Source organism: Pseudoalteromonas sp. DY56-GL22 (assembly GCF_041414715.1).
Classification (GTDB): domain Bacteria; phylum Pseudomonadota; class Gammaproteobacteria; order Enterobacterales; family Alteromonadaceae; genus Pseudoalteromonas; species Pseudoalteromonas simplex.
Genome location: NZ_JANHZR010000006.1, coordinates 145,311 through 171,671 on the forward strand (window position 1 = coordinate 145,311; position 26,361 = coordinate 171,671).

The 26,361-nt window shown below is 41.1% G+C and carries 25 protein-coding genes; 19 read left to right on the forward strand and 6 right to left on the reverse strand.

What is annotated here, in order from left to right:
- The first annotated feature begins 79 nt into the window (after positions 1-79).
- The 5 genes from NO991_RS14405 to NO991_RS14425 all read left to right on the forward strand — a co-directional run bounded on the left by NO991_RS14405 (position 80) and on the right by NO991_RS14425 (position 4,531).
- Positions 80-709, forward strand: coding sequence for a methylthioribulose 1-phosphate dehydratase (locus NO991_RS14405; RefSeq protein WP_371352141.1), 630 nt, complete (start codon positions 80-82; stop codon positions 707-709).
- The gene (gene mtnC / locus NO991_RS14410) at positions 706-1,392 is read left to right on the forward strand and encodes an acireductone synthase (RefSeq protein WP_300360806.1); all 687 of its coding nucleotides are present in this window, start codon (positions 706-708) and stop codon (positions 1,390-1,392) included. Before NO991_RS14405 ends, mtnC begins: the two co-directional genes overlap by 4 nt.
- The gene (locus tag NO991_RS14415) at positions 1,389-1,931 is read left to right on the forward strand and encodes an acireductone dioxygenase (protein WP_300360803.1); all 543 of its coding nucleotides are present in this window, start codon (positions 1,389-1,391) and stop codon (positions 1,929-1,931) included. The genes mtnC and NO991_RS14415 overlap by 4 nt, the downstream gene beginning before the upstream one ends.
- Position 1,932: 1 nt before the next feature.
- Positions 1,933-2,274, forward strand: coding sequence for a gamma-glutamylcyclotransferase family protein (locus tag NO991_RS14420; protein ID WP_054552356.1), 342 nt, complete (start codon positions 1,933-1,935; stop codon positions 2,272-2,274).
- A gap of 94 nt (positions 2,275-2,368) precedes the next feature.
- Positions 2,369-4,531 (forward strand): winged helix-turn-helix domain-containing protein, encoded by a 2,163-nt coding sequence (locus tag NO991_RS14425; protein ID WP_300361959.1) that lies wholly within the window; start codon positions 2,369-2,371, stop codon positions 4,529-4,531.
- A 4-nt stretch (positions 4,532-4,535) separates the two neighbouring features.
- Here the strand turns inward: NO991_RS14425 and mtnA are convergent, their stop codons facing one another.
- Positions 4,536-5,561 carry an S-methyl-5-thioribose-1-phosphate isomerase gene (mtnA, locus tag NO991_RS14430; protein ID WP_300417295.1) on the reverse strand — a complete coding sequence of 342 codons (1,026 nt, stop codon included), beginning with the start codon at positions 5,559-5,561 and terminating at the stop codon, positions 4,536-4,538.
- A 145-nt stretch (positions 5,562-5,706) separates the two neighbouring features.
- On the opposite strand from mtnA, the gene mtnK reads away from it, so the two are divergent.
- Positions 5,707-6,924: an S-methyl-5-thioribose kinase gene (gene mtnK / locus NO991_RS14435; protein WP_235372557.1), complete on the forward strand. Its 1,218-nt coding sequence runs from the start codon at positions 5,707-5,709 to the stop codon at positions 6,922-6,924.
- Between the two features lie 56 nt (positions 6,925-6,980).
- Here mtnK and NO991_RS14440 read toward each other — a convergent pair whose 3' ends face one another.
- Positions 6,981-8,465 (reverse strand): FMN-binding glutamate synthase family protein, encoded by a 1,485-nt coding sequence (locus tag NO991_RS14440; protein ID WP_055020563.1) that lies wholly within the window; start codon positions 8,463-8,465, stop codon positions 6,981-6,983.
- A 182-nt stretch (positions 8,466-8,647) separates the two neighbouring features.
- Positions 8,648-9,403, reverse strand: a complete 756-nt coding sequence (locus NO991_RS14445; protein ID WP_054552351.1) for an SDR family oxidoreductase — start codon at positions 9,401-9,403, stop codon at positions 8,648-8,650.
- Between the two features lie 154 nt (positions 9,404-9,557).
- On the opposite strand from NO991_RS14445, the gene NO991_RS14450 reads away from it, so the two are divergent.
- Positions 9,558-10,457 carry a LysR family transcriptional regulator gene (locus tag NO991_RS14450; RefSeq protein ID WP_300361949.1) on the forward strand — a complete coding sequence of 300 codons (900 nt, stop codon included), beginning with the start codon at positions 9,558-9,560 and terminating at the stop codon, positions 10,455-10,457.
- A gap of 9 nt (positions 10,458-10,466) precedes the next feature.
- On the opposite strand, the gene NO991_RS14455 is transcribed toward NO991_RS14450, so the two are convergent.
- The gene (locus tag NO991_RS14455; RefSeq protein ID WP_300361947.1) at positions 10,467-10,883 is read right to left on the reverse strand and encodes a nuclear transport factor 2 family protein; all 417 of its coding nucleotides are present in this window, start codon (positions 10,881-10,883) and stop codon (positions 10,467-10,469) included.
- A 133-nt stretch (positions 10,884-11,016) separates the two neighbouring features.
- The gene (locus NO991_RS14460) at positions 11,017-12,795 is read right to left on the reverse strand and encodes a DUF885 family protein (RefSeq protein ID WP_300361945.1); all 1,779 of its coding nucleotides are present in this window, start codon (positions 12,793-12,795) and stop codon (positions 11,017-11,019) included.
- 359 nt (positions 12,796-13,154) lie between these two features.
- On the opposite strand from NO991_RS14460, the gene NO991_RS14465 reads away from it, so the two are divergent.
- From NO991_RS14465 to NO991_RS14520, 12 genes are all read left to right on the forward strand, one after another.
- Positions 13,155-14,141 (forward strand): GGDEF domain-containing protein, encoded by a 987-nt coding sequence (locus NO991_RS14465; RefSeq protein WP_138618532.1) that lies wholly within the window; start codon positions 13,155-13,157, stop codon positions 14,139-14,141.
- A gap of 121 nt (positions 14,142-14,262) precedes the next feature.
- Entirely contained in the window at positions 14,263-15,018 is a 756-nt protein-coding gene (ubiE, locus tag NO991_RS14470; protein ID WP_054552346.1) for a bifunctional demethylmenaquinone methyltransferase/2-methoxy-6-polyprenyl-1,4-benzoquinol methylase UbiE, read from the forward strand.
- 28 nt (positions 15,019-15,046) lie between these two features.
- On the forward strand, positions 15,047-15,652 hold the full coding sequence (locus NO991_RS14475) for an SCP2 domain-containing protein (RefSeq protein ID WP_300420705.1): 606 nt from the start codon (positions 15,047-15,049) through the stop codon (positions 15,650-15,652).
- A gap of 17 nt (positions 15,653-15,669) precedes the next feature.
- On the forward strand, positions 15,670-17,271 hold the full coding sequence (ubiB, locus tag NO991_RS14480) for a ubiquinone biosynthesis regulatory protein kinase UbiB (RefSeq protein WP_187489537.1): 1,602 nt from the start codon (positions 15,670-15,672) through the stop codon (positions 17,269-17,271).
- Positions 17,272-17,348: 77 nt separating this feature from the next.
- Positions 17,349-17,588 carry a Sec-independent protein translocase subunit TatA gene (tatA, locus tag NO991_RS14485; RefSeq protein ID WP_054552343.1) on the forward strand — a complete coding sequence of 80 codons (240 nt, stop codon included), beginning with the start codon at positions 17,349-17,351 and terminating at the stop codon, positions 17,586-17,588.
- Positions 17,589-17,593: 5 nt separating this feature from the next.
- The gene (gene tatB, locus NO991_RS14490; RefSeq protein ID WP_054552342.1) at positions 17,594-17,926 is read left to right on the forward strand and encodes a Sec-independent protein translocase protein TatB; all 333 of its coding nucleotides are present in this window, start codon (positions 17,594-17,596) and stop codon (positions 17,924-17,926) included.
- A gap of 50 nt (positions 17,927-17,976) precedes the next feature.
- Entirely contained in the window at positions 17,977-18,717 is a 741-nt protein-coding gene (gene tatC / locus NO991_RS14495; RefSeq protein WP_054552341.1) for a twin-arginine translocase subunit TatC, read from the forward strand.
- A 1-nt stretch (position 18,718) separates the two neighbouring features.
- Positions 18,719-19,243, forward strand: a complete 525-nt coding sequence (locus NO991_RS14500) for a hypothetical protein (RefSeq protein WP_054552340.1) — start codon at positions 18,719-18,721, stop codon at positions 19,241-19,243.
- Positions 19,243-20,025 (forward strand): TatD family hydrolase, encoded by a 783-nt coding sequence (locus NO991_RS14505; protein ID WP_138599080.1) that lies wholly within the window; start codon positions 19,243-19,245, stop codon positions 20,023-20,025. Before NO991_RS14500 ends, NO991_RS14505 begins: the two co-directional genes overlap by 1 nt.
- 1 nt (position 20,026) lies before the next feature.
- Complete coding sequence (locus NO991_RS14510) at positions 20,027-21,883, forward strand: diguanylate cyclase (RefSeq protein WP_300544146.1); 1,857 nt, start codon at positions 20,027-20,029, stop codon at positions 21,881-21,883.
- A gap of 13 nt (positions 21,884-21,896) precedes the next feature.
- Positions 21,897-22,907 (forward strand): porphobilinogen synthase, encoded by a 1,011-nt coding sequence (hemB, locus tag NO991_RS14515; RefSeq protein ID WP_054552337.1) that lies wholly within the window; start codon positions 21,897-21,899, stop codon positions 22,905-22,907.
- A gap of 131 nt (positions 22,908-23,038) precedes the next feature.
- Positions 23,039-25,816 carry an ExeM/NucH family extracellular endonuclease gene (locus NO991_RS14520; RefSeq protein WP_300360729.1) on the forward strand — a complete coding sequence of 926 codons (2,778 nt, stop codon included), beginning with the start codon at positions 23,039-23,041 and terminating at the stop codon, positions 25,814-25,816.
- Between the two features lie 43 nt (positions 25,817-25,859).
- Here the strand turns inward: NO991_RS14520 and NO991_RS14525 are convergent, their stop codons facing one another.
- The gene (locus NO991_RS14525; protein ID WP_138618514.1) at positions 25,860-26,276 is read right to left on the reverse strand and encodes a hypothetical protein; all 417 of its coding nucleotides are present in this window, start codon (positions 26,274-26,276) and stop codon (positions 25,860-25,862) included.
- Positions 26,277-26,361 lie beyond the last annotated feature (85 nt).

A 26,361-nucleotide genomic window follows, 5' to 3' on the forward strand; every position in this document is an offset into this window, starting at 1 on the left:
TTTGCGCCCGAAGCGATGCTATCATTGCTTAAAACAGATGTATAGCCGTCTAAATAACTTTTAGAATGTCGAGGAATATATGCATAACAATACCGCTATTTCAGAACTAATTGAAGCTGGTAAATGGGTAAGCCAACGTGGCTGGGTCCCTGCTACTGGTGGTAACTTTTCAGCCCGCACTGCAAGCGGTTATGTCGTCACAGCAAGTGGTTTCGATAAAGGTCAACTCGGCACTCATGCATTTATTGAATTTGATCATGAAGGTAATCGTACTAAAGGCTCTGGCAATCCATCGGCTGAGACTGAGCTACATTTAAATATGTATAAGCTGATCCCATCAGCTAAATTTGTTTTGCACACTCATTCTGTTGCGGCAACTGTGTTATCTCGCGTGATCAAAGGCCACGCTATCAATTTGCATGGCTACGAAATGCAAAAATCTTTAAGCGGTGTCAAATCGCACTTAGATACCTTAACTATTCCTATTTTTGATAATGACCAAGACATTGACCGTTTAAGCTTACTAGTCAGTGATCATAACCTTCACACGCCTATTGAGCATGCTGTATTAATTCGTGGCCATGGTTTATATGTCGTTGGTCGAGATATCAAAGAAGTACTTCGCCATTTAGAAGGATTAGAGTTTCTATTTAGCTGTGAGCTTGAGCGCCTAAAACTAGAAGGTATTCAAGCTGGAGTTCAGCCATGATCAAAGCAATTTTAACTGATATTGAAGGCACTATTACCCGCATCTCATTTGTTAAAGACGTATTATTTCCTTACGCGGCAGGGCAATTACCTGAGTTTGTAAAGTCACATCAAACAGACCCGGAAGTTGCAGCCCAAATTGAGGCCGTTAAAGCACATATTGAACAACCCGAAGCCGATATCGACACGGTCATTAAACATTTAATTCATTGGATTGAAACTGATCAAAAAATTACCCCACTTAAGCAGTTACAAGGGTTAATTTGGCAAACAGGCTACGAAAATGGTGACTTTACTGGCCACCTTTACCCAGATGCTTATGACTTTTTACAAGCCCAAAAACAAGCTGGTAAAAGTTTATATGTCTACTCTTCGGGCTCTGTGAAAGCGCAGCACCTGATTTTTGAGTTTTCTGATTATGGTGATGTTAGACCTTTATTTAGTGATTACTTCGACACTAAAGTTGGCGCAAAACAACAGCAGAGCTCTTATGAAAATATTATTGCCGAGCTGCCATTTGACGCTGCCGAAGTATTGTTTTTAAGCGATGTGGTGGCAGAGCTTGATGCTGCCAAAGCTGCAGGCCTTGGCACTTTACACCTTGTTCGCGATGGACAAGCAGTAAGCGACGCTCACCCATACATTAACGATTTCACAGCATTTAGTGCGGAGCTTTTAGCATGAGCCAATTAACTATTTTTAATGATAACAACGCAAACAACATACTGTTTCATAGTGAAGACTTAAGCGCGATTGCCAATGAACTAAATACCGTTGGCGTTCGCTTTGAGCAGTGGCAAGCAACAGCACAGATTGACCAAGAGACCAGTCATGACGCAATTTTAACTGCTTATGCTAAAGATATAGAGCGCTTAAAAGCTGAAGGGGGCTATCAAACAGTGGATGTTATTTCGCTTGCTAAGGGTAATCCAAATGCCAGCGAACTACGCAGTAAGTTCTTGTTTGAGCATACACATAGCGAAGATGAAGTTCGTTTTTTTGTGAAAGGCCAAGGCTTATTCTGCTTACACCTAGGCGATAAAGTGTATCAAGTGCTGTGTCAACAAGGCGACCTAATTTCAGTACCAGAACTCACACCACATTGGTTTGATATGGGCAGCGACCCTGAATTCACAGCAATTCGCTTATTCAATAATACCGAAGGTTGGGTCGCTAAAAGCACTGAGTCAACTATTGCTACCAACTTCCCGCTGCTGGACTAACATGGAAAAGCTATTTTCTTACGGTACATTACAGTACCCGCAGGTTCAGCTTGATACCTTTGGGCGTTTGCTCGAAGGTCAACCTGCTACGCTAACTGGGTATGTCATTGGTGAAGTCGAGATCACCGACGAAGCCGTGCTAAAAAGTAGTGGTCAACGTTTTCACCCGGCGTTAATCAAAACAGGCAAACAAAGTGATATTGTTAATGGCACTATTTATTTAATCACTAAACGTGAGCTCAATCAGGCTGATGCTTACGAAGTAGATGATTATCAACGAATCGCAGAAACATTCCAATGTAACAACCAAGCTTGGCTATATGTTGCAAAAAACAGCCTTTAATTTACAAATATAAAACAAAAAGACCCAAATCAAGAACAAAAGCTGTTATTATCTTCCCTATCAAAATTAATATTTTTTAGTTAAAGGACTAAACATGGGGTCGGCATTTTCACCCTTACGCGATACCGTTATTTATGTGGGTGAGTGGCAATTTAACACTCAGCAGCAAACCATCAGCGATGGCACTCATAAGCGTGAACTAGAACCTTTATTGTTTAAATTGCTGTGTTTCTTTATTGAGCATAATGATCGCATTATCACTCGCCAAGAGCTGGTTGAGAATATTTGGCAACAAAGTTTTGTTGATGACAATGCTATTAACCGTGCCATCTCTGAACTAAGAAAAACTCTCAAATCAGAAAAGCAGCCCGGGCAAACTATTAAAACCCATTACCGCAAAGGTTATAGCCTATTTATTAAAGTTAAGCCTCTTGAGCCCACCCCCATTTCAGACCCACAAATAACAGAAGATAAAAACACAGAACATAAAGAAGCTGAAACTCCAGTTAATACAACTTCCCTTAACGAGCAAAAAGCGCATTCTTCACGCTGGCCATGGCCTTTTGCGGCCTTAGCGCTTGGTTTATTGATTGCGGCTATTTGGTTGTTCTTACAGCAACCTAAAGTAAATGATGAAGCACAAAACGAAGCGCCATTTTTAGACCTGCAAGCCGAAACGATTTCATGGCATAAGGGCACTCACTATCAATTATTGCTAAATCACGACAAAACGCAGCTTGCCTATGTGCTGCAAAATGACAATCAACATATTTATGTTGTCGACTTAACAACAAAAAAAGAGTACTCAATTACATCTGGCGCTGTCTTTTTACAGGGCTGGTCTGAAGATGGCGAGCGGCTATTTTATAGTTCATGTGAAAACAGTGACTTCAATGATTGTAGTGCTTGGCAAGCAAGCAATTTGCTATCAAATGAAGTATTACTAAAGCCAGTTACAAATCAATCTATATTAAATATCACACCAGATCAGTACATTGAAATTGGTAATACGGCAATTACAAGACGTAATAATTACCGTGGCTTAACTCACCTATCTGCTCTGTATGCGCAAGACTTAAAGACCGGTGAAGAAATTCGCATTACATCACCTAATATTACTGGCACTGGCGATTATATTTTAACAACACTTAAAAACCCCAACCGTGTTATTTTTGAACGCCACAATGTTGGCCAAGCAGAAATTTATATAGCGAATTTAGACGGTAGCTCACTCAAACTTTTAACCACCAACGAATACCGAGCTTGGGCTGCAACTTATGATAAACAAACTAACTCGCTTGTTTGGTATAACCGCGGTAAATTAACTATTGAATCATTTTCATTTGATACCATGAGTCGGGGACAAGCCATTAAAGCCCCAGTAAAACGAGCAAATTACGCTTACCCTCTTAATAAACAAAGTGTACTGATCAGCACTGATTTACACGACAGTGATGCGGCTATATTTGACATAAAATCAAAACAAATGAGCTATATTGCCACAGCTAATAAGCATGAGGATGATGTTGTCGCACTACCGAATAATGATGTCTACTTCGCTGATCTTGAATACTATAAACGACAGCACTGGCTCAGAAAAAACAACCAATATATAGATATAACCGACAAAATTGGTGAAGATACCACCATTATTTCTGCAAATAACGACAGCAGTCAGCTGGTGAGTTTTAATAAAAGCAATCAAAAGCTAAGCTTATTAAATGCCAATGACTTTTCAGAAGTTAAACACTGGACACTACCAGGAAACAGCAAACTAGCAGCAGTCAGAGGTAATAAAATTGCAGTAATCTTTACCGAGCTTAGTAACCAGCAAAACCAACTAATGATTTTGCACACCAACAGCGATCAGGTTGTCAAAAGCACCATCGACACCCCATTGGCAATTGCTTGGTATGATGATAATCAGCTAATCGTCCATTCTAAATACGGAAAATATTTGCTTTTAGATAGTGACAGCAATACTTATAGTGAGCTGATAACTCCTGACAAACTAATCGAGCTAAAGCCTTCAATTATCACTATGACAAGCAACCATCACAGCTTATATATTGCCACAAATAATGAAATTTATAGTATTGACTTGGCAAACATACAAAATGTTGATCTAGCAATGAAAATGCGGCCCTTACACTATATAACGCATATCAATGCGAGTAATGACAAGCTGGCGATTTCGTTACTAACCGCAAATAGTCAAAATAGCATTGAGCTCTACACTAAAAAAAGTGCTGAGTAATTTTCTATTTTAATTGCTTTAGAATACCTTGCTCGATATCAGATTGGTTATAAACGCCGCTATCGAGCACCCAGCCTGTGACTAGGCTAGCCGGTGTAACATCAAATGCCGGGTTATAAACCTTCGCGTTAGTTGGTGCCCATATTGCTTCGCCAAAACTGCCACTAACACCGCGCACTTCATTAGGGCTGCGTTGCTCAATTTCGATATTCGCACCACACGCCGTTTGTGTATCAAGTGTCGTAAGTGGCGCAACGACATAAAATGGAATGTTATGGAAATGCGCTAACACAGCAAGGTTATATGTACCTACCTTATTAGCAAAGTCACCGTTTGCAGCAATACGGTCTGCACCTACAAAGATTTTATCTACTTTGCCCGCAGCCATTAAACTCGCCGCCATGTTATCGCAAATCAAGGTATAAGGAATTTGCCAGCGCTCAAGCTCAAAAGCCGTTAAGCGGCCGCCTTGCAGTAGCGGTCTCGTTTCATCAACCCAAACATGAATATCACCGTGGCGTTGCTGCGCTTTATGAATAACCCCTAATGCAGTACCGACACCCGCAGTCGCTAACGCACCGGTATTACAGTGCGTTAAAATGTTATCACCTTTATCAACCAAGGCAGCACCACGTTCTGCCATGCTATCGCAAAGGGCAATATCTTCTTTAAATAACTGCTCAGCAGTAGAGACAACAGCTGCAACATAATCAGTCTCTACAAGCGCTACGCGTAACTTGGCCATGCAGTGCATAAGGTTAACGGCGGTTGGGCGTGTTGCTTCTAGTTCATCTATAGCAACCGCAAGTGCTGATTGACTCATGCCCTGCTCGGCTAGGTGTGCAACCAATAAGCTAGCACCTAAGCCGATTAAAGGCGCTCCCCGGATTTTCAAAGTCAGAATCAAATCTTTCATCGTTTCAACATCGTTACATACATGCCAATGCTGTTGATGTGGCAACAAATACTGATCAAGCACGGTTAGCGTACCTTGCTGATATTTAATACTGCTGGCGATGAGATCTTGCATACTGAATCCGAATAACTAATGAATAACTAATTTATGTGAATAGTTATTTTACATCAGTTTTGATAACTAACAAGCTAGATGTATGGACATCTAAACGGTTACAGGTATAGAATGCTCAAAGTTAATTGTATTACGAGATAGAGCCATGGCTAAATACACTGCCTTTAATGCAGAGCATGCTGTTGATTACATTAAAGAACTTGTTAAAAGCGAACTAATTTCAGTCTTCCCTGCTGATGCAACACTGACTGCATACGAGTTTGGAGATGGAAACTTAAACTTAGTTTTTCGGGTTGCTGATCAGCACAACAACAGTGTAATTCTAAAGCAAGCACTCCCTTATGCCCGCTGCGTAGGTGAGTCATGGCCATTATCGTTAGACCGCGCCAGAATCGAAGCCGAAGTATTGATTAATCATGGTAAGTTATGTCCAGAGCATACCGTGGCGATATTACATCACAATGTCGAGCTGGCATTAACCGTGTTAGAAGATTTAGGTGAGTTACAAATTTTACGTGGCGCACAAATCAACGCAGAGCAATTTCCCTTATTGGCCAGCCATGTTGCGCTCTACTTAAGCCGAACAGGCTTTTATAACTCAGACTTTTACTTATCTGCTGAAGATAAAAAAGCCAAAGTCAGTCAATTTATTAACCCTGATTTATGTAAGATCACAGAAGACTTATTTTTCACTGATCCGTACATTGAGCATGAGCGCAATAATTTCCCTGCAGAGCTTACTGAGCACGTCGAAAGTATTCGTAATAATGATGCTTTAAAACTAGCCGCAGCTAAATTAAAAGCGAAATTCTTATCGTGCCCGCAAACTTTATTGCATGGCGATATGCACAGTGGCAGCATTTTTGTTGATAGCAAAACCACTAAAATGATCGACCCAGAGTTCGGCTTTTTTGGCCCTGTTGGTTTCGATATCGGCTCATTTATGGGTAACTTGCTACTAAATTACTGTGCCCAAAACGCCCGTATTACAGAGCAAGCAAAACGCCGCCAGTATCAAACCCATTTATTAACTTGCTTACAAGACTGTTATAGCCAATTTGAGCAACATTGGCTGAACCTAGCAAGCAGCGAAGCAACTGATATTAGCTTTGCAAACCGCGCCTTTAGCGAAGATTACTTACAACACGTATTGCGTGATGCGATTGGCTACTGTGGCGCTGAACTTATTCGCCGTACTATTGGTTTAGCCCATGTTGCAGATATAGACGGTATTGAAGATGCACAAGCTCGTTTAGCAGTACAACAGCAAACGCTCGTACTCGGCGAGCAACTGATGCTCAATGCCACAAGCTGTAACAATAAAGACGAGTTCTTTTCGTTGTTAATCAGTTTATTAAACTGATAGTCAAAAAGTAAAAAGGCGCTCAATGCGCCTTTTAATTATTCAACTCAACTAGATTATTTATTGTAGTGCTCATACATTTTATCGAGCGGCTCTGATAAACCATTTTCTTGTACCACTCGCACATGCTGGCGAGCTAACTCGCGGGCACTTGATACACCACATGAATGAGCAATCAGCCCTGCACCATAATGAATAAACTTATTATAATTGGCGACACGTTGTGCCTTATCGGTCACATCTAGGCCCCGCTGTAAGCGTTCATTATGAGTCGTAATACCGGTCGGGCAGGTATCTTTATTACATTGTAGAGCCTGAATACAACCTAGCGAAAACATATGACCACGCGCCGACACAATAAAATCAGCACCCAGTGCGAGTGCCCAAGCCACTTTTGACGGTACGATTAGCTTACCCGATGCAATCACCTTCACACGCTCTCTGAGACCATGTTTTTTTAGCAGATCAACAACCAAAGGCAGGCTCTCGCGCAGCGGTAAACCAACTGAATCCATTAAGGGTTGAGGGGCAGCGCCCGTTCCACCGTCGGCACTATCAATAGTGATAAAATCAGGGGCAGATTCAATACCACGGTTATTTATTTCGCTGAACAAGGTTTCGAGCCAAGTATATTCACCAATCACCGCTTTAAAACCGGTTGGTTTACCTGTGGTACTGCGTACCGTTTCAATCATATCGAGTAAATCTGCTGGGCATTTAATTTCTGGATGACCATTTGGACTAATCGAGTCATGCCCTTCGGGAATACCCCGAATTTTTGCAATTTCAGCAGTCACTTTGCGCCCTGGTAACATACCCCCTTTACCGGGTTTAGCACCTTGACTCATTTTAATTTCGAACATTTTAACTTGTTCGTGCTCAGCAATCGCTTTGAGTTTTTCGGTGCTTAATTTACCGTGCTCATCTCGTACACCATATTTTGCCGTGCCAATCTGAAACACAATATCAGCGCCACCTTCAAGGTGGTAAGGGCTGAGCCCTCCTTCGCCGGTATTCATCCAACAGCCGGCTAATTTTGCCCCTCGCGATAATGCGCGAACAGCGGGCTTAGATAATGCGCCAAAGCTCATACCTGAAATATTAAATAACGAGTTTGTTGTATAAGGAGCTTGGCAATAAGGCCCTAACGTGACTTCGCTTGGATCAAGTGCATCTTCATCTAAAGTCGGAAACGCACAGTTCATAAACATCACAGTGCCCGTTGCTTCAAGGCTTTGGGTTGAACCAAAGGCCGTAGTACGGTCAACATTTTTCGCAGCACGATACACCCAGCTTCGCTCAGCACGATTAAATGGTAGCTCTTCCCTATCCATGGCAAAAAAGTATTGTCGGAAGAATTCACCTTGGCGTTCAAAAAAATAACGAAAGCGACCGATCACCGGGTAATTACGGCGAATCGCCTGTTTAGATTGCGTCACATCACTAATGTAAAAGCACACAATCACCAGCAAACCTATACCGAGTGCAAAAATAAACAAGCTGGCAAATACATCGATACTAAAAATTATAAAATCACTCATCCAAGGCCCCTTTGTGAAATGACATCCTTCAAAGCATATAAGGTGTTTATATTACGTGCAATAAGCACTTCATATATTTAAGGTTTCGTTGGTTCAAAGGATAAGTATTTACAAAATAGAAGTGATAAGAGCATTGAATTCAAAAAAATAGGTATGCCGAGGTTGACGGCACACCTAATCAATTAGCGTGTTGTATAGCCGCCGTTAGCAAAAATAGTTTGCCCAGTGATCCACCAACCATCAGTCGCTAAAAATTTAACGATCGGTACGATATCTTCAATTTGTGTTAATTGGTTTCCCATTGCTTGTGATTTGTGAAATACCACACGCTCTGGCGTTTCTTCACCATAAAAGAAAGGCGTATCCATTGGACCAGGACCAATACCTGTAACCGAAATCCCACGACCAGAGAACTCTTTTGCAGCAGCTCGGGTAAAGTGCTCAACAGGTGCCTTACCGCCAGCATATGTTGAATACCCATCTGTAAATGCGGCGAGTAAAGAGGTGACTATTGTGATGATTTTGCCGTTGTTATTTAACTGCTTACCCGCTTCTTTTATAAAGAAATACGCTGTTTTTGAGTTAACATCAAACATCGAATCATAATCCGCTTCAGATGTTTCAACTATTGGCTTTCTTAGGACCTTGCCAACTGTATTTACAGCTATATCGATACCACCATAAGTAGACTTAGCAAAATCAAAAAGCGCCGTTACATTATCAGCCTTAGACAAATCACCTTGAAACGTCACCGCCTCACCTCCTGCCGCTAGAATCGCATCAACAGTCGCCTCAGCTTCCGCTTTCGAAGAGTCACTATGATAGTGTGCAACAATTTTTGCACCCTCTTTAGCAAACTCTTGGCTGATCAAGCCACCTAAATTTTTGCCACCGCCAGCAACAACCACCACTTTACCTTTAACATCAGGTTTTGACATTCCTATCTCCTTTAAGTAATTCATATCAAAGTCAGTAAGTAACCTAAAACGGATTAGGCGTACCTATTCTCAATTCATTACTTTATCCAATTGAATAAAGTGCGGGAATTAGGTGAATATGCAATTACTGATTGTCAAAAATGCAATTAACTAAATGCACGATGCTAAGTCACTGTTTATTCGAGTTGTAGAAGCTGGCAGCCTCAAAAATGCTGCGGCACAATTAGGGATCGAACCTTCCTCTATCAGCCGTAAAGTTGCTGCACTAGAGAAGCGCTTAGGGGTAAAATTACTTAATCGTTCAACGGTTCGTACTACTCCTACAGAACAAGGACAAACTTATTTTGAACGACTAAAAGATATCCTTGATGCTCAACAAGCATTAGACGAAGAAATCTCGAACAGTATTCATAAAGTAAGCGGCACTTTAAGAATAGGAGCCCCAGTCGACTTTGGTTCACAGTTTGTCGTCCCAGTATGTAGGGCAATGCAAAAGCAATACCCTGACTTAAATTTTGAATTATTCCTTGGTAGTGATTTTGAGAACTTATTTAGCAATAAAATTGACGTTGCGGTGAGAATTGGTGAGTTAGCCAACTCGCAGCTTATTGCCAGAAAACTTGGAGAAATCCCCAGAGTTCTGGTTGCGAGTCAGCAGTATTTAGAGAAATTTGGTATACCATTGAATCCTATGGATCTTGAACGACACAATTTTATTTTTTATTCTCAAAAACAAGCAAAAAGCGATATTGAATACCTTAATTTCACTCGTTTTCCACATGTTAAAATGCACAGTAACTTCACAGTTAATAGTGTGTCTGCGGTGAAAGACTTAGTAATTAATGGCGTAGGTATTCACCTTGGGCCGCTTTGGTTTTTCTCAGAGGCTATCCAAGAAAAACAGCTCATTCCTCTGCTAACGGACTACCAGTTAAAAAGTTACTCATCACATGCAGTGTATAAAAAGCAACCTTACACACCACAAAAAATTAAGGTGTTTATTGATAAAATGAAAGAAGCCGTTAGCACATTACACAACTCAAGTTTCAACTAATATTACTAGTTAATCGTACCGCATTGTCCAGCTAACAATCTTACCCTGCTCTACCACTAATAAAAAATTTGCTGGGCTGGAGTAACCATCATTGTTTTTATAAGTACCAGTGACAACGACTTGATTACCCGTCATTTTTAATACAGGTTCAATTACTTGGCCATGAACATTGATAATGTCTGATTCAAGCCAGCTTTTAAATCTATCACCACTATTCTTACGCTTATACCAACGTTCATATTCTTGGCTTGCATTGTCGGCAAAAACAGCCCGAATTTGTTCCTCATTATTATTTTTCATTGCATTAAGCAATACTGTAACAACCTCTTTGGGTGTAGGTTCCTCTTTTGCAAAAACTGAATTTTGAAAAGTAAATACAACCAATACACTTAAAAGTAAAAGGCGAGCTTTTGGAATAATGTCCATTTAATCTACTCCTAACAAATTTGATTAAAATAATATTACCCAAAGATAAATAACAAAGGCGCTAGGAGAATTCGCATTTTATTAATTAAAAAAGGCGTGATGTAAATCACGCCTTTTCGCTTCTTTTATGCCACTATGCTGCTCGTTTTGCTAATTCAGCTTTAATGTAAAGTTGAATTTGCTCTTCAAGCACTGACATTGGCACTGAGCCATGACGTAATATTTGATGGTGGAATTCGCGAATATCAAAGTCTCGGCCAAGCGCTTGCTCTGCTTCGTGGCGTAGACGTTTAATCGTTAACTCACCAATTTTGTATGACAACGCTTGTGCAGGCCATGAGATATAACGGTCAGTTTCAGTCTTCACGTTGTGTAATGAAAGCGCGGTGTTTTCGCTCATAAACTTCATTGCACGATCACGGCTCCAGCCATACATATGCATACCGGTATCAACCACTAAACGTGCAGCACGCCACATTTCATAAGTCAAACGACCAAAATCACTGTATGGGTCTTGATAAAAGCCCGCTTCGATACCTAAAAACTCCGAATATAAGCCCCAACCTTCACCAAATGCAGACAAATATGCATTACGGCGATAACTTGGTAATGACTCAAGTTCAGTATTTAGCGAGATTTGTAAATGATGGCCAGGTACAGCTTCGTGTAAAGTTAATGCTTCAAGTACATACAACGGGCGCTTATCTAACGCATAGGTATTAACCCAGTAATAACCTGCTTGGTCATCACGGCGAGAGCCTGAGTAACGACCCGTTGTATATTTAGGTGCAATGCTCTCTGGCACTGGCGCAACACCGTACGGCATTCTTGGCAAGGTGTGGAATAACTTAGGTAACTGCGCATCCATTTTCTTGGCAATGTAAGACGCTTCTTTTAGCAAATCTTTTGGTGTTTTTGCGTAAAATTGCGGATCAGTACGTAAAAAGTGCACAAAATCAGCAAACGAGCCTTCAAAGCCTACTTTCTCGATAATTTTTTCCATTTCTGCGCGAATACGCGCGACTTCTTGTAAACCCAGCTCATGGATTTCTTTTGGCGTCATATCTGTGGTGGTGTAGTACTTAGCGCGATTTTCGTAAAACGCTTTGCCATTCGGCGTACTTGAAATACCAATATCTGTACGTGCACCCGGTTGATATTCATTGTTAAAGAAGGTTAAGTAACCTTGATATGCCGGAATAACTTGTTCTGTGATAATGGTTTGCGCTTGCTTTTGTAGCGCTGCAAACTCGCTATCACTTAGGCCTGCCGTATTATTTAAAAATGGTTTGTAGAATTCAGACTTAGTAGCATCATCAACAATATAAGCCGTGATTGAGTCTTGATAACCTTCTAAAACAGCCTTTGGCTGGGTTAGGCCCACTTCAAGCCCCTTTCGCATCCAGCCGATATTTTGCGAAAAATAGCGAGGAATTTGCTGTAATTTAGCAAGATATAGCTGGTAATCTTGTGGTTTTGTGTAATCTGAGCTGGAGATCATAAATGACAAGCTAGAATGGAACCCATATTCAGATGTCAGCGGCATATAGTGCGCATTAAACACATATTCATCGACACTATTTTGCACTTGGCCGCGTAAAATAGTCAGGTTAATGCGATTTTCTTCCGATAACTTATCACGGTCGATAGCGTCTAGCTCGGCAAGTAACTCTGTATTCTTTTGGTATTTTTGTTCTAAAAATTCAGCCGATAGATTTTCTAATAAATAACCATCAACGCCATTATCTTTACCATACGGGCTGATGCTTTGGCGGTAATTAACAATATTTTCGGCTACTTGAGTAAATTGCTGATCAGCATCAATATTTGTTACTTGGCAAGCGCTTAAAGTACACGCTAAAGCAACCGCAATAACAGAACGATTTAAAGTTCGCGACAGTGTTTGTTTCATAGCATTCTTTTTAGTTTTAATCAGTATCGCTAAAGTAGCGCAGCACTGGCTAAAACCCAAACAAATGCGACCAAGCTCAGGTTAAATACGCTCAAATTAACAACGGTGTATAAATAAGAATGAGCAAGGTTTAAGCAATTTTTAATTACACTTGTTAAAGTTGTTGAGAAAATCAGCTAATAGACACAAACGAAACAAATTTAAGTTCCAAAGTAAGCGATTTTGCTTTTAAATAGGCTGATTACAGATTACTGTAGACTCAGTATTTATGCTTGGAAGCAGCTATACCTTACGGAAGAGATGATTAATTGGTTGATATGCGTATTTAGTGGTATTGAAAAATGATGTTCCATGATCCCATGGCTATTGCTCAAGAAAAAATGACAAAGGTATGTATCTTTTTAGAACATCATGCATTACCGCCGTCACCACTTAACTACCAAGTTGTTTACACCTACGTCAGCCAGTCTAACCCTAAACTTAACGCCGCTATTGACCGTGCCATCGCACAAAGAAAAACCATCGATTGTGTCTATGTAGAACAGCTTTATTTCGATTTTATAGAGCAAGGGCATAAAATGAAAACCGCCATTGTTCGCAACGTTGACTCAGTAATAAACACCCTTTCGCGAAATGCTAACAATAACGAGCAAAATATTGTGCGCTTTGCTGATCAAGTCACGGAATGTGTTCATTCAATTGATGAAAACAATATTGAGCAAACGCGTCATGCATTAAAAATGCTCAGTAAGCAATCTGAAGTCCTGCTCAATCAGCATCGTCAATTTAAGCAAGAAATAGCAAAAGCCAAATCACTGCAAGAAAAAACCCAAAAACAGCTCACTCAATTACGCAAACAACACATCACCGACCAACAAACCGGCTTATACAAGCGCCATTACTTAAATCAACAAACTCAACTTTGGGTCGGCCAAAATAAAGCGGTTTGTGCTATCTCTATTCACATTGAAAACTTAAACCATTTTATTGAAAACTATGGTGATGTGATTGGTGAGGTGATTTTAAATAAAGTCGCCAAGCAGGTGCAAAAATACGTACAAGAAAGCGGTTTACCTGGGCGCACAAGTAAAGATGAATTTACCATCTTACTTGCCGACATAGAGCCTGAAACTGCCAACTTAATAGCCGAAAAAGTACGAAATGGTGTCGAAAAGCTGCGCTTTGTCAGCTCAAAAAATGGCACCAAACTCCCCGCTATTACCTTAGCCCTAGGTATCGCTAAACATGAAGACGATGGCGACTTTAACAGCTTAGCCCGTAAAGCCTCTTTAGCAGCTGCGAAAGCCAAGTCGCTTGGGCAAAGTAGTTTTATTGCCGGCCAGTAAAGTTTAAACCTGTGCTAAATCATGAAAAGCAATGCTAATCTGATGATTTAGTTATAATCAAATTGCACCCCACAGCTACAATCAAGTACACTAGTCTTTATTGCCACGATAGAGATTAATCATGAACGAGAATCAAGAAAAGACCACGCATTTTGGCTATAAAACCGTTGCTGAAAACGACAAAGCATCAATGGTTGCAGATGTATTCCACTCAGTCGCTGCAAAGTATGACGTAATGAATGATCTGATGTCGTTCGGTATTCATCGTTTATGGAAACGCCAAACTATTGCAAGTTCTGGTGTTCGCAAAGGTCACTATGTATTAGACCTTGCAGGCGGTACAGGCGATTTAACCGCTAAATTTAGTCAGCTAGTGGGTGAAACCGGTCAGGTAATCTTAGGCGATATTAACTCTTCAATGCTGAAAGTTGGCCGTGAGAAACTTCGTAATCTTGGTCGTGTTGGCAATATCGAATATGTTCAAATGAATGCAGAAGCATTGCCATTTCCTGATAACAGCTTCGACTTAATTACGATTGCCTTTGGTCTTCGTAACGTGACCGATAAAGATAAAGCTCTACGCTCAATGTATCGTATTCTTAAGCCTGGCGGTCGTTTACTTGTGCTTGAGTTCTCAAAACCAGAGCAAGAAATACTGAGCAAAGCCTACGATTTCTACTCATTTAATATCTTACCTAAGATGGGTGAGCTGGTTGCGAATGACAGCGAGTCTTATCAATACCTTGCTGAGTCTATCCGTATGCATCCAGATCAAGAAACATTAAAAGGCATGATGGAAGATGCGGGTTTTGAACAAACCAGTTATCAAAACCTTACTGGCGGTATTGTTGCCCTTCACCGTGGTTTTAAATACTAAAAACTCTGTAAATTAAGTAGGTAACGCGATGTTAGCAAACGCTCTGTTATCACTCGTCGAACGAATCATTAATCAACTGCTGCAGTTAGACCCTCAGTTAAAGGGTAAGCTTGCAGCAATTGCTGATAAACAGCTGTTGATTGAGATACGTGATTGGCAACAGTCAATTTTGTGCGTTTACAGCGACGAGCAAATTCACTTATACAGTACGCAAGAACGCAGTTTTGACTGCATGATCAGCGCCGATATCAACACCTTATTGGCGCTTAAAGATCCATCAATGCTCACGCAACTCATTCGCCAAGACAAGCTCGACTTACAAGGCGATTTAAATCTTGCGCAAGGCTTTAGCAATGCGTTTGCTGAGCTTGATATTGATTGGCCAGAACATTTTTCTCGATACATTGGCGATGCCCCAGCACAACAGTTGTGGCTCTCTATTCAAGCTTTAAAACGTCGTAATTCACAAACGAAAAGCAAGTTAGAAAATACCTTAACAACGCTTTGCCAAGATGAGTTAGCAGTGACCATACACCCTCTTGAACTTGCTGAATTTAAACAGCAAAATCGCCAATTAAAAAGCCAAGTATCTCAATTAGAGATGCGAATTAACGCGCTGTTACAGTCACGCTAATGCGCTAAGGAACTTGTGTGTCGTCTGCTCGTCTTTATTACATTACTAAAACTCTACTGAGCTATGGCTTAGACGAATTAATTCCGCGTAAACGAGTGCCTTGGTTTGCCAAACTCGCCCGTGGCAGCTTATTTTGGTTACGTAACCAACATAAAGATAAACCTGCAGGTATGCGCTTAAGACTTGCATTGCAAGAGCTCGGCCCGGTGTGGATCAAGTTTGGTCAAATGCTTTCTACACGCCGTGATTTACTGCCGCATGATGTCGCATTAGAGCTTGCACTGCTACAAGATCAGGTTGAACCTTTTGAAGGTGAGCTTGCCCAGCAACTGATCGAAAAGGCGCTCGGTATTAATGATATTAGTAAATTATTTAGTGATTTTTCGCAAACACCTTTGGCATCAGCCTCGATTGCACAAGTTCACACGGCAACTTTAATTGATGAGCATGGCGCGCCACAAGATGTGGTGATTAAAGTCATTCGCCCTAACATTAAAGAGCAAATTGATGCTGACTTAATGCTAATGCAAAAAGTCGCTCGCTTGGTTGCTAAGTTATTAAAAGAAGCAAAACGTTTACGCCCTATTGAAGTAGTAAACGAGTACAAAAAAACTTTACTCGATGAGCTCGACTTAATGCGTGAAGGGGCGAATGCGATTCAGCTACGCCGTAACTTCGAAGACTCAGATTCGCTCTACATCCCCTTTGTTTACAGTGACTACAGCCGCAATAACGTATTAGTAATGGAGCGCATTTACGGTATTCCAGTATCTGATACCGACGCATTACTGGCACAAAATACCAATATGCAGCTACTAGCTGAGCGTGGAGTCGAAGTATTTTTCACACAAGTATTCCGCGACAGTTTCTTCCACGCTGATATGCATCCGGGTAATATCTTCGTTTCACGTGAAAACCCTCATAACCCAAAATATATCGGCATTGATTGCGGCATTGTGGGCACCCTTAATCGTGAAGATAAACGCTATTTAGCAGAGAACTTTATTGCCTTTTTCAACCGTGATTACCGTCAAGTAGCGCAACTGCATGTTGATTCTGGCTGGGTACCCGCCGATACCAGCATTGAAGAGTTTGAATTTGCCATTCGTACTGTGTGTGAACCAATTTTCAACAAACCACTGGCCGAAATCTCTTTTGGCCACGTGCTAGTTAACCTGTTTAATACGGCTCGTCGCTTTAATATGCAAGTTCAACCGCAATTAGTGTTACTACAAAAGACGCTGTTGTATGTTGAAGGCCTTGGCAGACAACTGTATCCGCAGCTTGATTTATGGAAAACCGCTAAACCTTTTCTAGAAGATTGGGTCAAAGAACAAGTTGGTCCGCTTGCAGTAATGAAAAAAATGTATGCGAACTTGCCATTTTGGGCAGAAAAAATGCCTGAATTACCTGATTTAATTTATCAAAACTTAAAACGTCAACAACAACCTGTACAATTGCCAGCGCCGCAATCTGCTAAGCCTTTGTTACTTAGTATCTTTGCTGGTAGCTGTTTAATAGTTTCAGGCTTATGTTATTTACAGCATGACTTAGTCGCCAGTGTAATTACCGCAGGCTTTGCTATAGCAGGCTTTATTGCAGCATGGCGAAGCGCATAAACTAAGTGCTATTTATGTTTTGGTGGGTATAATCAAGGCAAGTCTATTCAATAAATTTGATAAAAACGGAGTAACCCATGGGTTTTGGTGGTATCAGTATTTGGCAATTAATCATTATTTTAGCAATCATCGTGTTGTTATTTGGCACAAAGAAACTTCGTGGCATTGGCGGTGATTTAGGTAGCGCAGTAAAAGGCTTTAAAAAAGCCGTGTCTGATGATGACCAAACTAATTCCAAAAGCGAGCAAATAGAGCAAGCTTCTAACACGCAAAGCAAAGAAACCGTAGAGAAAAGCAAAGACGACCATAAGGCTTAATCAACATGGGGATGTGGGAACTTGTTGTCGTACTTATCGTAGGTCTGATTGTGTTAGGCCCTGAGCGCTTGCCTGTGGCAATTCGTACAGTTAGCCGCTGGGTAAAAACATTAAAGTCAGTCGCCAATTCAGTGAAAGCTGAAGTGAACGAAGAACTCCGTATCCATGAGCTTCACGAGAACTTAAAAAAAGCAGAACAGCAAAATTTGCAAGAGCTCACACCAGATCTGCAAGATTCTGTAAACGAACTTCAAAAGGCTGCTCAGTCAGTTACCCACAGTTATAAAAAAGACACACCAGAAAAAGCAGAAACTAACAATAATGACGAAAAAAAGTGAATTTAATCTCTGCTTTTGTGGTCAATAACAATGATGATGAATAGTAAATTATGACCGAGCAAGCTCACACAGGCTTTGTTGGCCACTTGATTGAGTTACGAAACCGACTCATGAAAGCTTTGTTAAGCATTTTGCTAATATTTATCGCCTTGGTGTACTTTGCCAACGATATTTATAGCTTTGTTGCAGCTCCACTGATTGCAAACTTGCCAAGCACTGCCACCATGATCGCAACGGATGTAACAGCACCTTTTTTTGCACCGTTTAAACTCACCTTATTTGTGGCGTTATTTGCTGCTATTCCCATGATACTGCATCAAGTTTGGAGCTTTATAGCACCAGGTTTGTATCAACATGAAAAGCGCATGCTAATGCCAATTTTGGCCTCAAGTATCTTGCTATTTTATAGTGGTATCGCATTTTGCTACTTTGTGGTGCTACCTATTATTTTAGGGTTTTTTACTAATACTGGCCCTGATATGATGACATTAGCACCTGATATTAGTAGTTATTTAAGTTTTGCTTTAAAACTGTTTTTTGCTTTTGGTATTGCGTTTGAAATACCTGTTGCCATCATGCTGTTATGCTGGAGTGGCGCAACAACAACGAAAAGTTTAAAAGAAAAACGACCTTATATCGTGGTAGGTGTATTCGTGGTTGCCATGTTCTTAACACCTCCTGATGTACTGTCACAAACATTGCTAGCATTACCCATGCTGTTATTATTTGAATTAGGTTTAATTTTGGCTGCATTCTATACCGCCAAACCTCAACAGGAATCCGAGGAATAAAATGAAAAAACAACTCATTCCCTTCGTTGCTCTTTTAACTATTGCTGGTACTGCACAGGCAGACGAAGTTAACTTACAAGCATTGCAAGCCTGTACTTTTGTTGAAAATGATTTTAACCGCTTACTTTGTTACGACAACGTAATGGCAGGTAAATCACTTTCAAAACCGGCTACAAAAAAACAAATTGAGCAACCTGTAACTAGCTCAGCAGCTCCTGTTGCCGCGGCAGCCGCAACAAGTGAACAAGCTCTAAAAACAAAAAATGAAGACTTTGGTTTAGAGCACAAAGAAGTTGCAAAAAAAAATGATGACGAAATAACCGCAGTGGTTAAGAGCGTTAGAAAAGCGCCTTACGGGGAGCTGATTATAGAACTAGAAAACGGTCAACAGTGGCGCCAAGTAGGCTCAGATAGAATGAAGCTAGAGGTCAGCGACAAAGTCATAATTGAACGAGGCGTTTTCAATTCATTCTTGTTAAGAATCGAAGGGCAAAACCGTTCAATTCGTGTTAAGCGTACTGACTAATGAACTATTCGCTAGTTGATGCTGGCGTCAATTTAAGCAATCATCAATTTGATGATATTCATCAAGCTGTGTTACAACGTGCCGCAGAGGCAAATGTAACACAGATGCTTCTTATTGGCTGCGATCTGCAAAGTAGCCAAGCCTCTCTTAAACTCGCCAAACAGTTTAAGCAATTTTGCACAGCTGGGGTCCACCCTCATGATGCAAAAACTGCAGATGATCAGCTTGAAGCACACTTAACAACTCTCAGCCAACACCCTGAAGTGGTTGCAATTGGCGAGTGTGGCCTCGATTACAATCGTGACTTTTCTCCTCGCGATGTTCAGCGCAGCGTTTTTAGACGCCAGTTACAGCTTGCTGAGCAACTAAATATGCCTGTGTATTTGCATGAGCGAGATGCCAGCGAAGATATGCTCGCAATCTTGAGTGATTACAAGGTACGAGGCGTACTACACTGCTTCACGGGTGACGAAAACGCACTCCAAAGTTACCTAGCAATGGGGCTTTATATCGGTGTTACGGGCTGGGTCTGCGATGAACGCCGTGGTGAACAACTACAAGCCTTAGTACCAACTATCCCTTTAAATCGCTTGTTAATTGAGACTGATGCGCCCTTTTTAATGCCGAGAAATATTAGGCCTAGACCTAAAACTCGCCGTAATGAGCCTCAGAACCTTCCTTATGTATGTCAGCAAATTGCTGATTTAAAAGGCTCAGAATTTACTGAAGTGGCAAAACAAACTACACTAAACTTTCAGCAATTATTTTCCATAAAGGGTTAAGATGAAGCGCCTATGGTCACTTTGTGGCGTAATCTTCGTTGTTTTATTTACTCCTTACTTGCAGGCTAACTCCATTGTTGTTAGTTCACAATTCAAATCTCAACATACGCTTAATGTTGAGTACACCCTTGATCCTATCACTCAACAGCAAGCCTTTAGCAGTAACAATGTAACTTGGCATTCAAGCCAAGGCGAAACCCTAAATCTAGGTATGACTCTAAAACCAATGTGGCTCAAGCTATCGATAAGAAACACCTCATTAGATGTTATTCCACTGATATTATCGATAGATAACCCTTTACTCGATGAAGTGAGCGTGTTTCATCTTCAAGGTAGCCAATTATTATTTAACACAAAGATTGGGGATGCAGTCCCATTATCTAATCGGCAAATCAAAAATGAGTCTCTGTTAGTCTCATTAACCATTCCAAAAGCCAGCCACTCCGTTGTTTATCTTAAAGTTAAAAACAATGGGGGTTTAAGAGTACCTCTAAGCCTTTGGAAACCCTCAGAATACCTAAAGCATAAAAGTAAATTTAATTTATTGTACGGTTTATTAGTCGGTTTTATATTATCACTCGCACTCACTAATTTAGTGCTTTATGGCTTTTCTAGACGCCGCTATTTCGCCTATACAGGATTATTACTTACCTTGCTGTGGCTTTCTTTGGCTTACCTTTATGGCTTTGGTTATCGTTATTTACAACCTAGTGGCTCATCGTTTCAACAACTGACAATCCCAACTCTATTTTTTATCTGTGGTGCGTTATTTGTACCATTGCAAGGCTATATATTCGGCTTTACCAAATCTCGCTTAAACCGTTTTCAGTATTGGCTAGCATGGGCAGTTGTGCTTGCCACTATAACAATGTGGTTTTTGCCTATTCATATTGCTATCACACTCTGCTTATTGAGTTTACCTGCGGTGCTTATCATTTTTGCAGGTATTGCTCTAAAGCAGTTTAATCATGAATATAAGCAGCCGTGCATTGGCTTTTTTGTTGCTTTGTTCGCTTTCTTCTGTGCCATTGTTTACAGTGCACTCGGTGTATTTAATCCATTTGATTTAAATATCGGAATGCTTTCGCTCACCTTCGTTTGCTTTTTAGTTTGTAGCTTGAGCTTGAGTTATGCGGTAATAAAATTGTTTTTGATGCAACGCGACGCTGAAGTCGCAGCGCAACAAAATGCACTAGCAGAGAGTAAAGCACAAGATACCTTAATGCGTGAGCGCCTTGAACTGCAAGAGCAAGCACGCCAAGATCTTGAAGCTAATATTGAAGAGCGTACCTTTGAGTTACAAGTGACATTACGCGAACTTGAAGAGAAAAACCGAGAGCTTGAACAGCTCAATATGGAAGATGCCCTCACTAAAACCAAAAACCGCCGCTACTTTGATAAAAAGCTATTGATGGATATTCGTCGCTCACGTCGAGAGCAAACACCTCTAGCTATCATCATGTTAGATATTGACCACTTCAAAGCAATCAATGATAGCTATGGTCATTTAACCGGTGATCAAACCATTCAAGCAGCTGCAGATGTCATCAAACAGCATCTTAAACGACCTCTCGATGAAGTGGCGCGCTATGGCGGCGAAGAATTTGTAGTGTTATTACCGAATACACCACTAGAAGGTGCATTAGAAATTGCCGAACAAATACGCAAAGCAGCCCAAAATACTGATATAATAGTTGCCGGAACAACGATTAAATTTACTTTGAGTGCAGGTGTTTACAGCGCAATTGCTGAAGACATTAATAACCCAAGTTTTTTCACTGACTATGCCGACAAAGCCTTATATCATGCCAAGCAAACAGGTCGAAATCGCGTAGTGAGTTATCCTCTACCAGACTAGGAGTATACAAAGCATGGCCCAATCAGGACTCGACCTTTTCCCTTATACACGTATGCGCCGCATGCGTCGTGATGACTTCTCTCGTCGCCTAATGGCTGAAAACCAACTAACTGTAAATGACCTTATTTTTCCCGTATTTGTGCTAGAAGGTAAGAACCGCCGCGAAGCCATTGAGTCAATGCCAGGTATAGATCGTCTTTCTATTGATTTGTTGCTTGAGGAAGCAAAAGAGCTTGTAGAGCTAGGTGTACCTGCCGTCGCTATTTTCCCGGTAACACCGAGCGATAAAAAATCCCTTCTTGCTGAAGAAGCCTATAACCCAGATGCATTAGCACAACGCACTGTACGCGCACTGAAAGAAGCTTTTCCTACATTAGGTGTGATCACAGATGTTGCACTTGACCCATTCACTGTTCATGGTCAAGACGGCATCATCGATGAAGACGGTTATGTGATTAACGATGTAACAACTGAAATCTTAGTTAAACAAGCGCTATCGCATGCCGAAGCTGGGGCTGATGTAGTTGCGCCATCAGACATGATGGATGGACGTATTGGTGCAATTCGTGAAGCTCTCGAAGCCGAAGGCCATATCCACACTCGTATCATGGCTTACTCAGCTAAATACGCTTCAAGCTACTATGGCCCATTCCGTGATGCGGTAGGTTCTGCAGGCAACTTAAAAGGTGCCGATAAAAAGACCTATCAAATGGACCCTGCCAACTCTGATGAAGCGATTCGTGAAGTAGCCCTTGATCTGCAAGAAGGTGCAGACATGGTAATGGTGAAACCAGGTATGCCATATTTAGATGTAGTACGCCGCGTAAAAGATGAGTTTGGTGTACCAACATTTGCATACCAAGTAAGCGGTGAATATGCTATGCATAAAGCAGCCATTGATAACGGTTGGCTTGCAGAAGATGCAATAATCATGGAGTCATTATTAGCATTTAAGCGCGCTGGCGCCGATGGCATCCTGACTTATTTTGCAAAACAAGCTGCAAAATGGTTAAAAAACAACTAACTTAAAAAAATGTTCTTAAAATAGGTCATTATTTCTATTTTATTAACATTTTGTATTTAATTTGTCATAGATTTTTCTTAAAGTACTGTGTCCCATATTGGGACTTTAATAATACATACACGGGAAAAATAATGATAAATACAAAATTAACGCCGCTCGCGCTTGTTATTGCAAGCCTGAGCGCGCCTGCTTCTGCCAACCTAATCATCTCTGAATATGTTGAAGGAAGCTCTAACAATAAAGCGGTAGAGCTATACAACACATCGAGTGCTGAACTATCGCTTGACGGTTACACCATCTCTTTATACTCAAATGGTAACGGCGATCTAGCAGACCCTAATAACAGCTTAGCTTTAACAGGTACTCTTGCAGCAAATGCAACCTACGTTATTGTAAATGCGGGCTCTGCTGATGAGTTAAAAGCCAATGCAGATACTGAATCAACAATCACTTACTTCAACGGTGATGACGCATTAGTGCTAACTAAAGATGGTGCAATTGTTGATAGCTTTGGTCAACTGGGCGTTGATCCAGGTTCAGCATGGGATGAAGGCGGCGTTTCAACACAAAATAAAACACTGCGCCGTAAAGCAACTGTTACTACAGGCCGTACTGATGCAACCTCTGCGTTCAACCCAAGCGATGAGTGGGAGCAATTCGACCAAGACGATTTCAGCAATATTGGTCAATATGGTGAGAGCACAGAGCCAACGCCTGAGCCAGAACCTGTCACTCCCCTTGAGTGTGGTGCAGCAAAAACCTTAATCAGCGCAATTCAAGGTGAAGGCGGCGACAGCCCGCTTATTAACACTGAAGTAGAAGTTGAAGGTGTTGTTACAGCTGACTTCCAAGGTGATGATCAACTAAAAGGTTTCTTCATTAGCTCACTTGCTGCTGATGTTGATACAAACCCACTAACTTCTGAAGGTGTATTTGTTTATTTCGCAGATACCGACGTTGCAGTTGGTGACCATGTGCGTGTTAAAGGTAGCGTTGCTGAATACTTCAGCGCAACACAACTAGGCGATGTTAGCCAAGTTGAGATCTGTGCGACAGGTTTATCTACTGATGCAACCGCTATCACTTTACCAGTTACTGACGTGGCAGACCTTGAAGCTTACGAAGGTATGTTAGTAACCATCGCGCAACCTTTAGTCGTTAATAACAACTACGGCCTTGGTCGCTATGGTGAAGTTGACTTAGGTACTGAGCGTTTATACCAAGGAACTCAAGTAGCGCTTCCAGGCGATGCAGCAAATGCTGTTGAAGCTGAAAACCTGAAAAAACAAATCTTAATCGACGATGGTTCAACAAAGCAAAACCTTGATCCTATTGCTTACCCAGGTACGGGCCTTGATGCCTATAACACATTACGTTTAGGCGATACTGTTAATACGATTACCGGTGTAATGGGTTACAGCTTCGACCGTTATCGTATTCACCCAACAGTACAACCTGAGTTCACTGCAACTAACCCTCGTACAGATGCACCAGAGCTTAACGAAGATGCAGATCTACGTGTAGCAAGCTTTAACGTATTAAACTACTTTAATGGCGACGGCCAAGGTGCAGGCTTCCCAACTAGCCGTGGTGCAGATAGCGAAGAAGAGTTTACTCGCCAAGAAGCTAAATTAGTTAGCGCAATCACGGCTATAAATGCTGATGTGATTGGCTTAATGGAAATCGAAAATGACGGTTTCGGTGAAAATAGCGCCATTGCTAGCCTAGTATCTGCACTTAATGATGAAGATGCAGAAAATACCTACGCATTCGTTGATTTCGGCGTTGACCAAATTGGTACTGATGCAATCACGACAGCACTTATTTATCGCTCAAATAAAGTATCTGAAGTTGGTAAGGCTGCTCATACCACAGTAGAACCTTTCGATTACAGCAATCGCCCGCCAATTGCACAAAGCTTCCAATCTCTTGAAAGTGAAGAAATCTTCACTGTTGCCGTTGCCCACCTAAAATCTAAAGGCGGCTGTGGTAGCGCTGAAGGTAATAATGCTGACTTAGGCGATGGTCAAGCATGTTGGAATGAAATCCGTGTTGCGGGTGCAAATGCATATGCTGATTGGTTAGCCACTTACCCAACAGAAGTTGAAGATGAAGATATCATCCTAGTCGGTGATATGAACGCTTATGCGATGGAAGATCCTATCCGTGCATTTGCAGATAAAGGTCTGAAAAGTGCAGTTACTGAACTAGACGGCGACACATTAGGTTACTCTTATAGCTTCTCTGGCCGCATTGGTAGCCTTGACCACGCACTAGTCTCTGAATCTATGCTTGCTAAAGTTGTTGCTGCTACGGATTGGCATATCAATGCCGATGAGCCAATCAGCCTAGACTACAACCTTGAGTATAAATCATCGACACAACAAGCTAGCCTTTACGCTGACGATGCATACCGTGCATCTGATCACGACCCAGTGATTGTTGATATCCAATCTGCAGAGCCTGTTCCAGAACAACAAGCGCCAGTAATCGAAGTTCAGCAATCATTCGAAATCGTTGAAAACAGTGAGGTAGGCGCTGTGATTGGTCAACTTGTTTTCTCTGATGGTGACGCTGATTATACACCTGTCGTTAGCTTTAGCATTGAAGGTGAGCATGCTGACGCGATTGCAATCAGTGCTACAGGTGAAATCACAGTAGCCAAAGAGCTCGATTTTGAAGAAGAAGACAAGCTTACATTAATGATCCGTGCAGAAGATAGCGCAGGCAACTTATCAGAAGCACAACTGCTATACATCAACATTACCAATGATGTGGCAGATGATGTAACCGAAGAAGTTGAAGAAGATGAAACTGAAGAAGAGTCAAAAAATGATGATTCTGGTTCATTTGCTTGGTTAAGTCTACTTGCTTTACCATTTGCACTTCGTCGTCGCATGAAAAAATAAGCGACACCGCATTAAGTAAAAAGGCCGCTTATCGCGGCCTTTTTTATATTTCACACTCTAAAACTGATTCAACTCTAGAGTTGGCTTTTGCCTTATAGAGTCTTTCAATCTCAATTTTTTGCTCATCGCTAACTTGCCAATTAAAGAATTGGCAGCTTTTTCCATTTACTAAATCTACTTTAAAAATAGTTAGAAATGCGAGCTGAGAGAACTCAACTGCAGCAATATCTTCAGTGTTAATATAACGCTTTTTAATTCCACGCGAATAACAAATTCCCGCTTTATAACAGTGTAAAAAGCGCAGTTGTAAGAAATTTAAAATAGTTATAAAGAGCAAAATAGGTAAAAGAAACAAAAGTAGCGATGTTCCAAGAAAAGTAACGCTTAATAAAACAAGAATAGCAAACGCTATCTTGGTTCCCTGTAGAGTCCAATTAGGACTTAACTTTATCGTTTTCATGAGGCTGAATCTTAAAATTTTAATGATAATAAGCTGACGTTTAATACAAAATGATTAAAGAATCATTCGATTGCTATTTTACAGA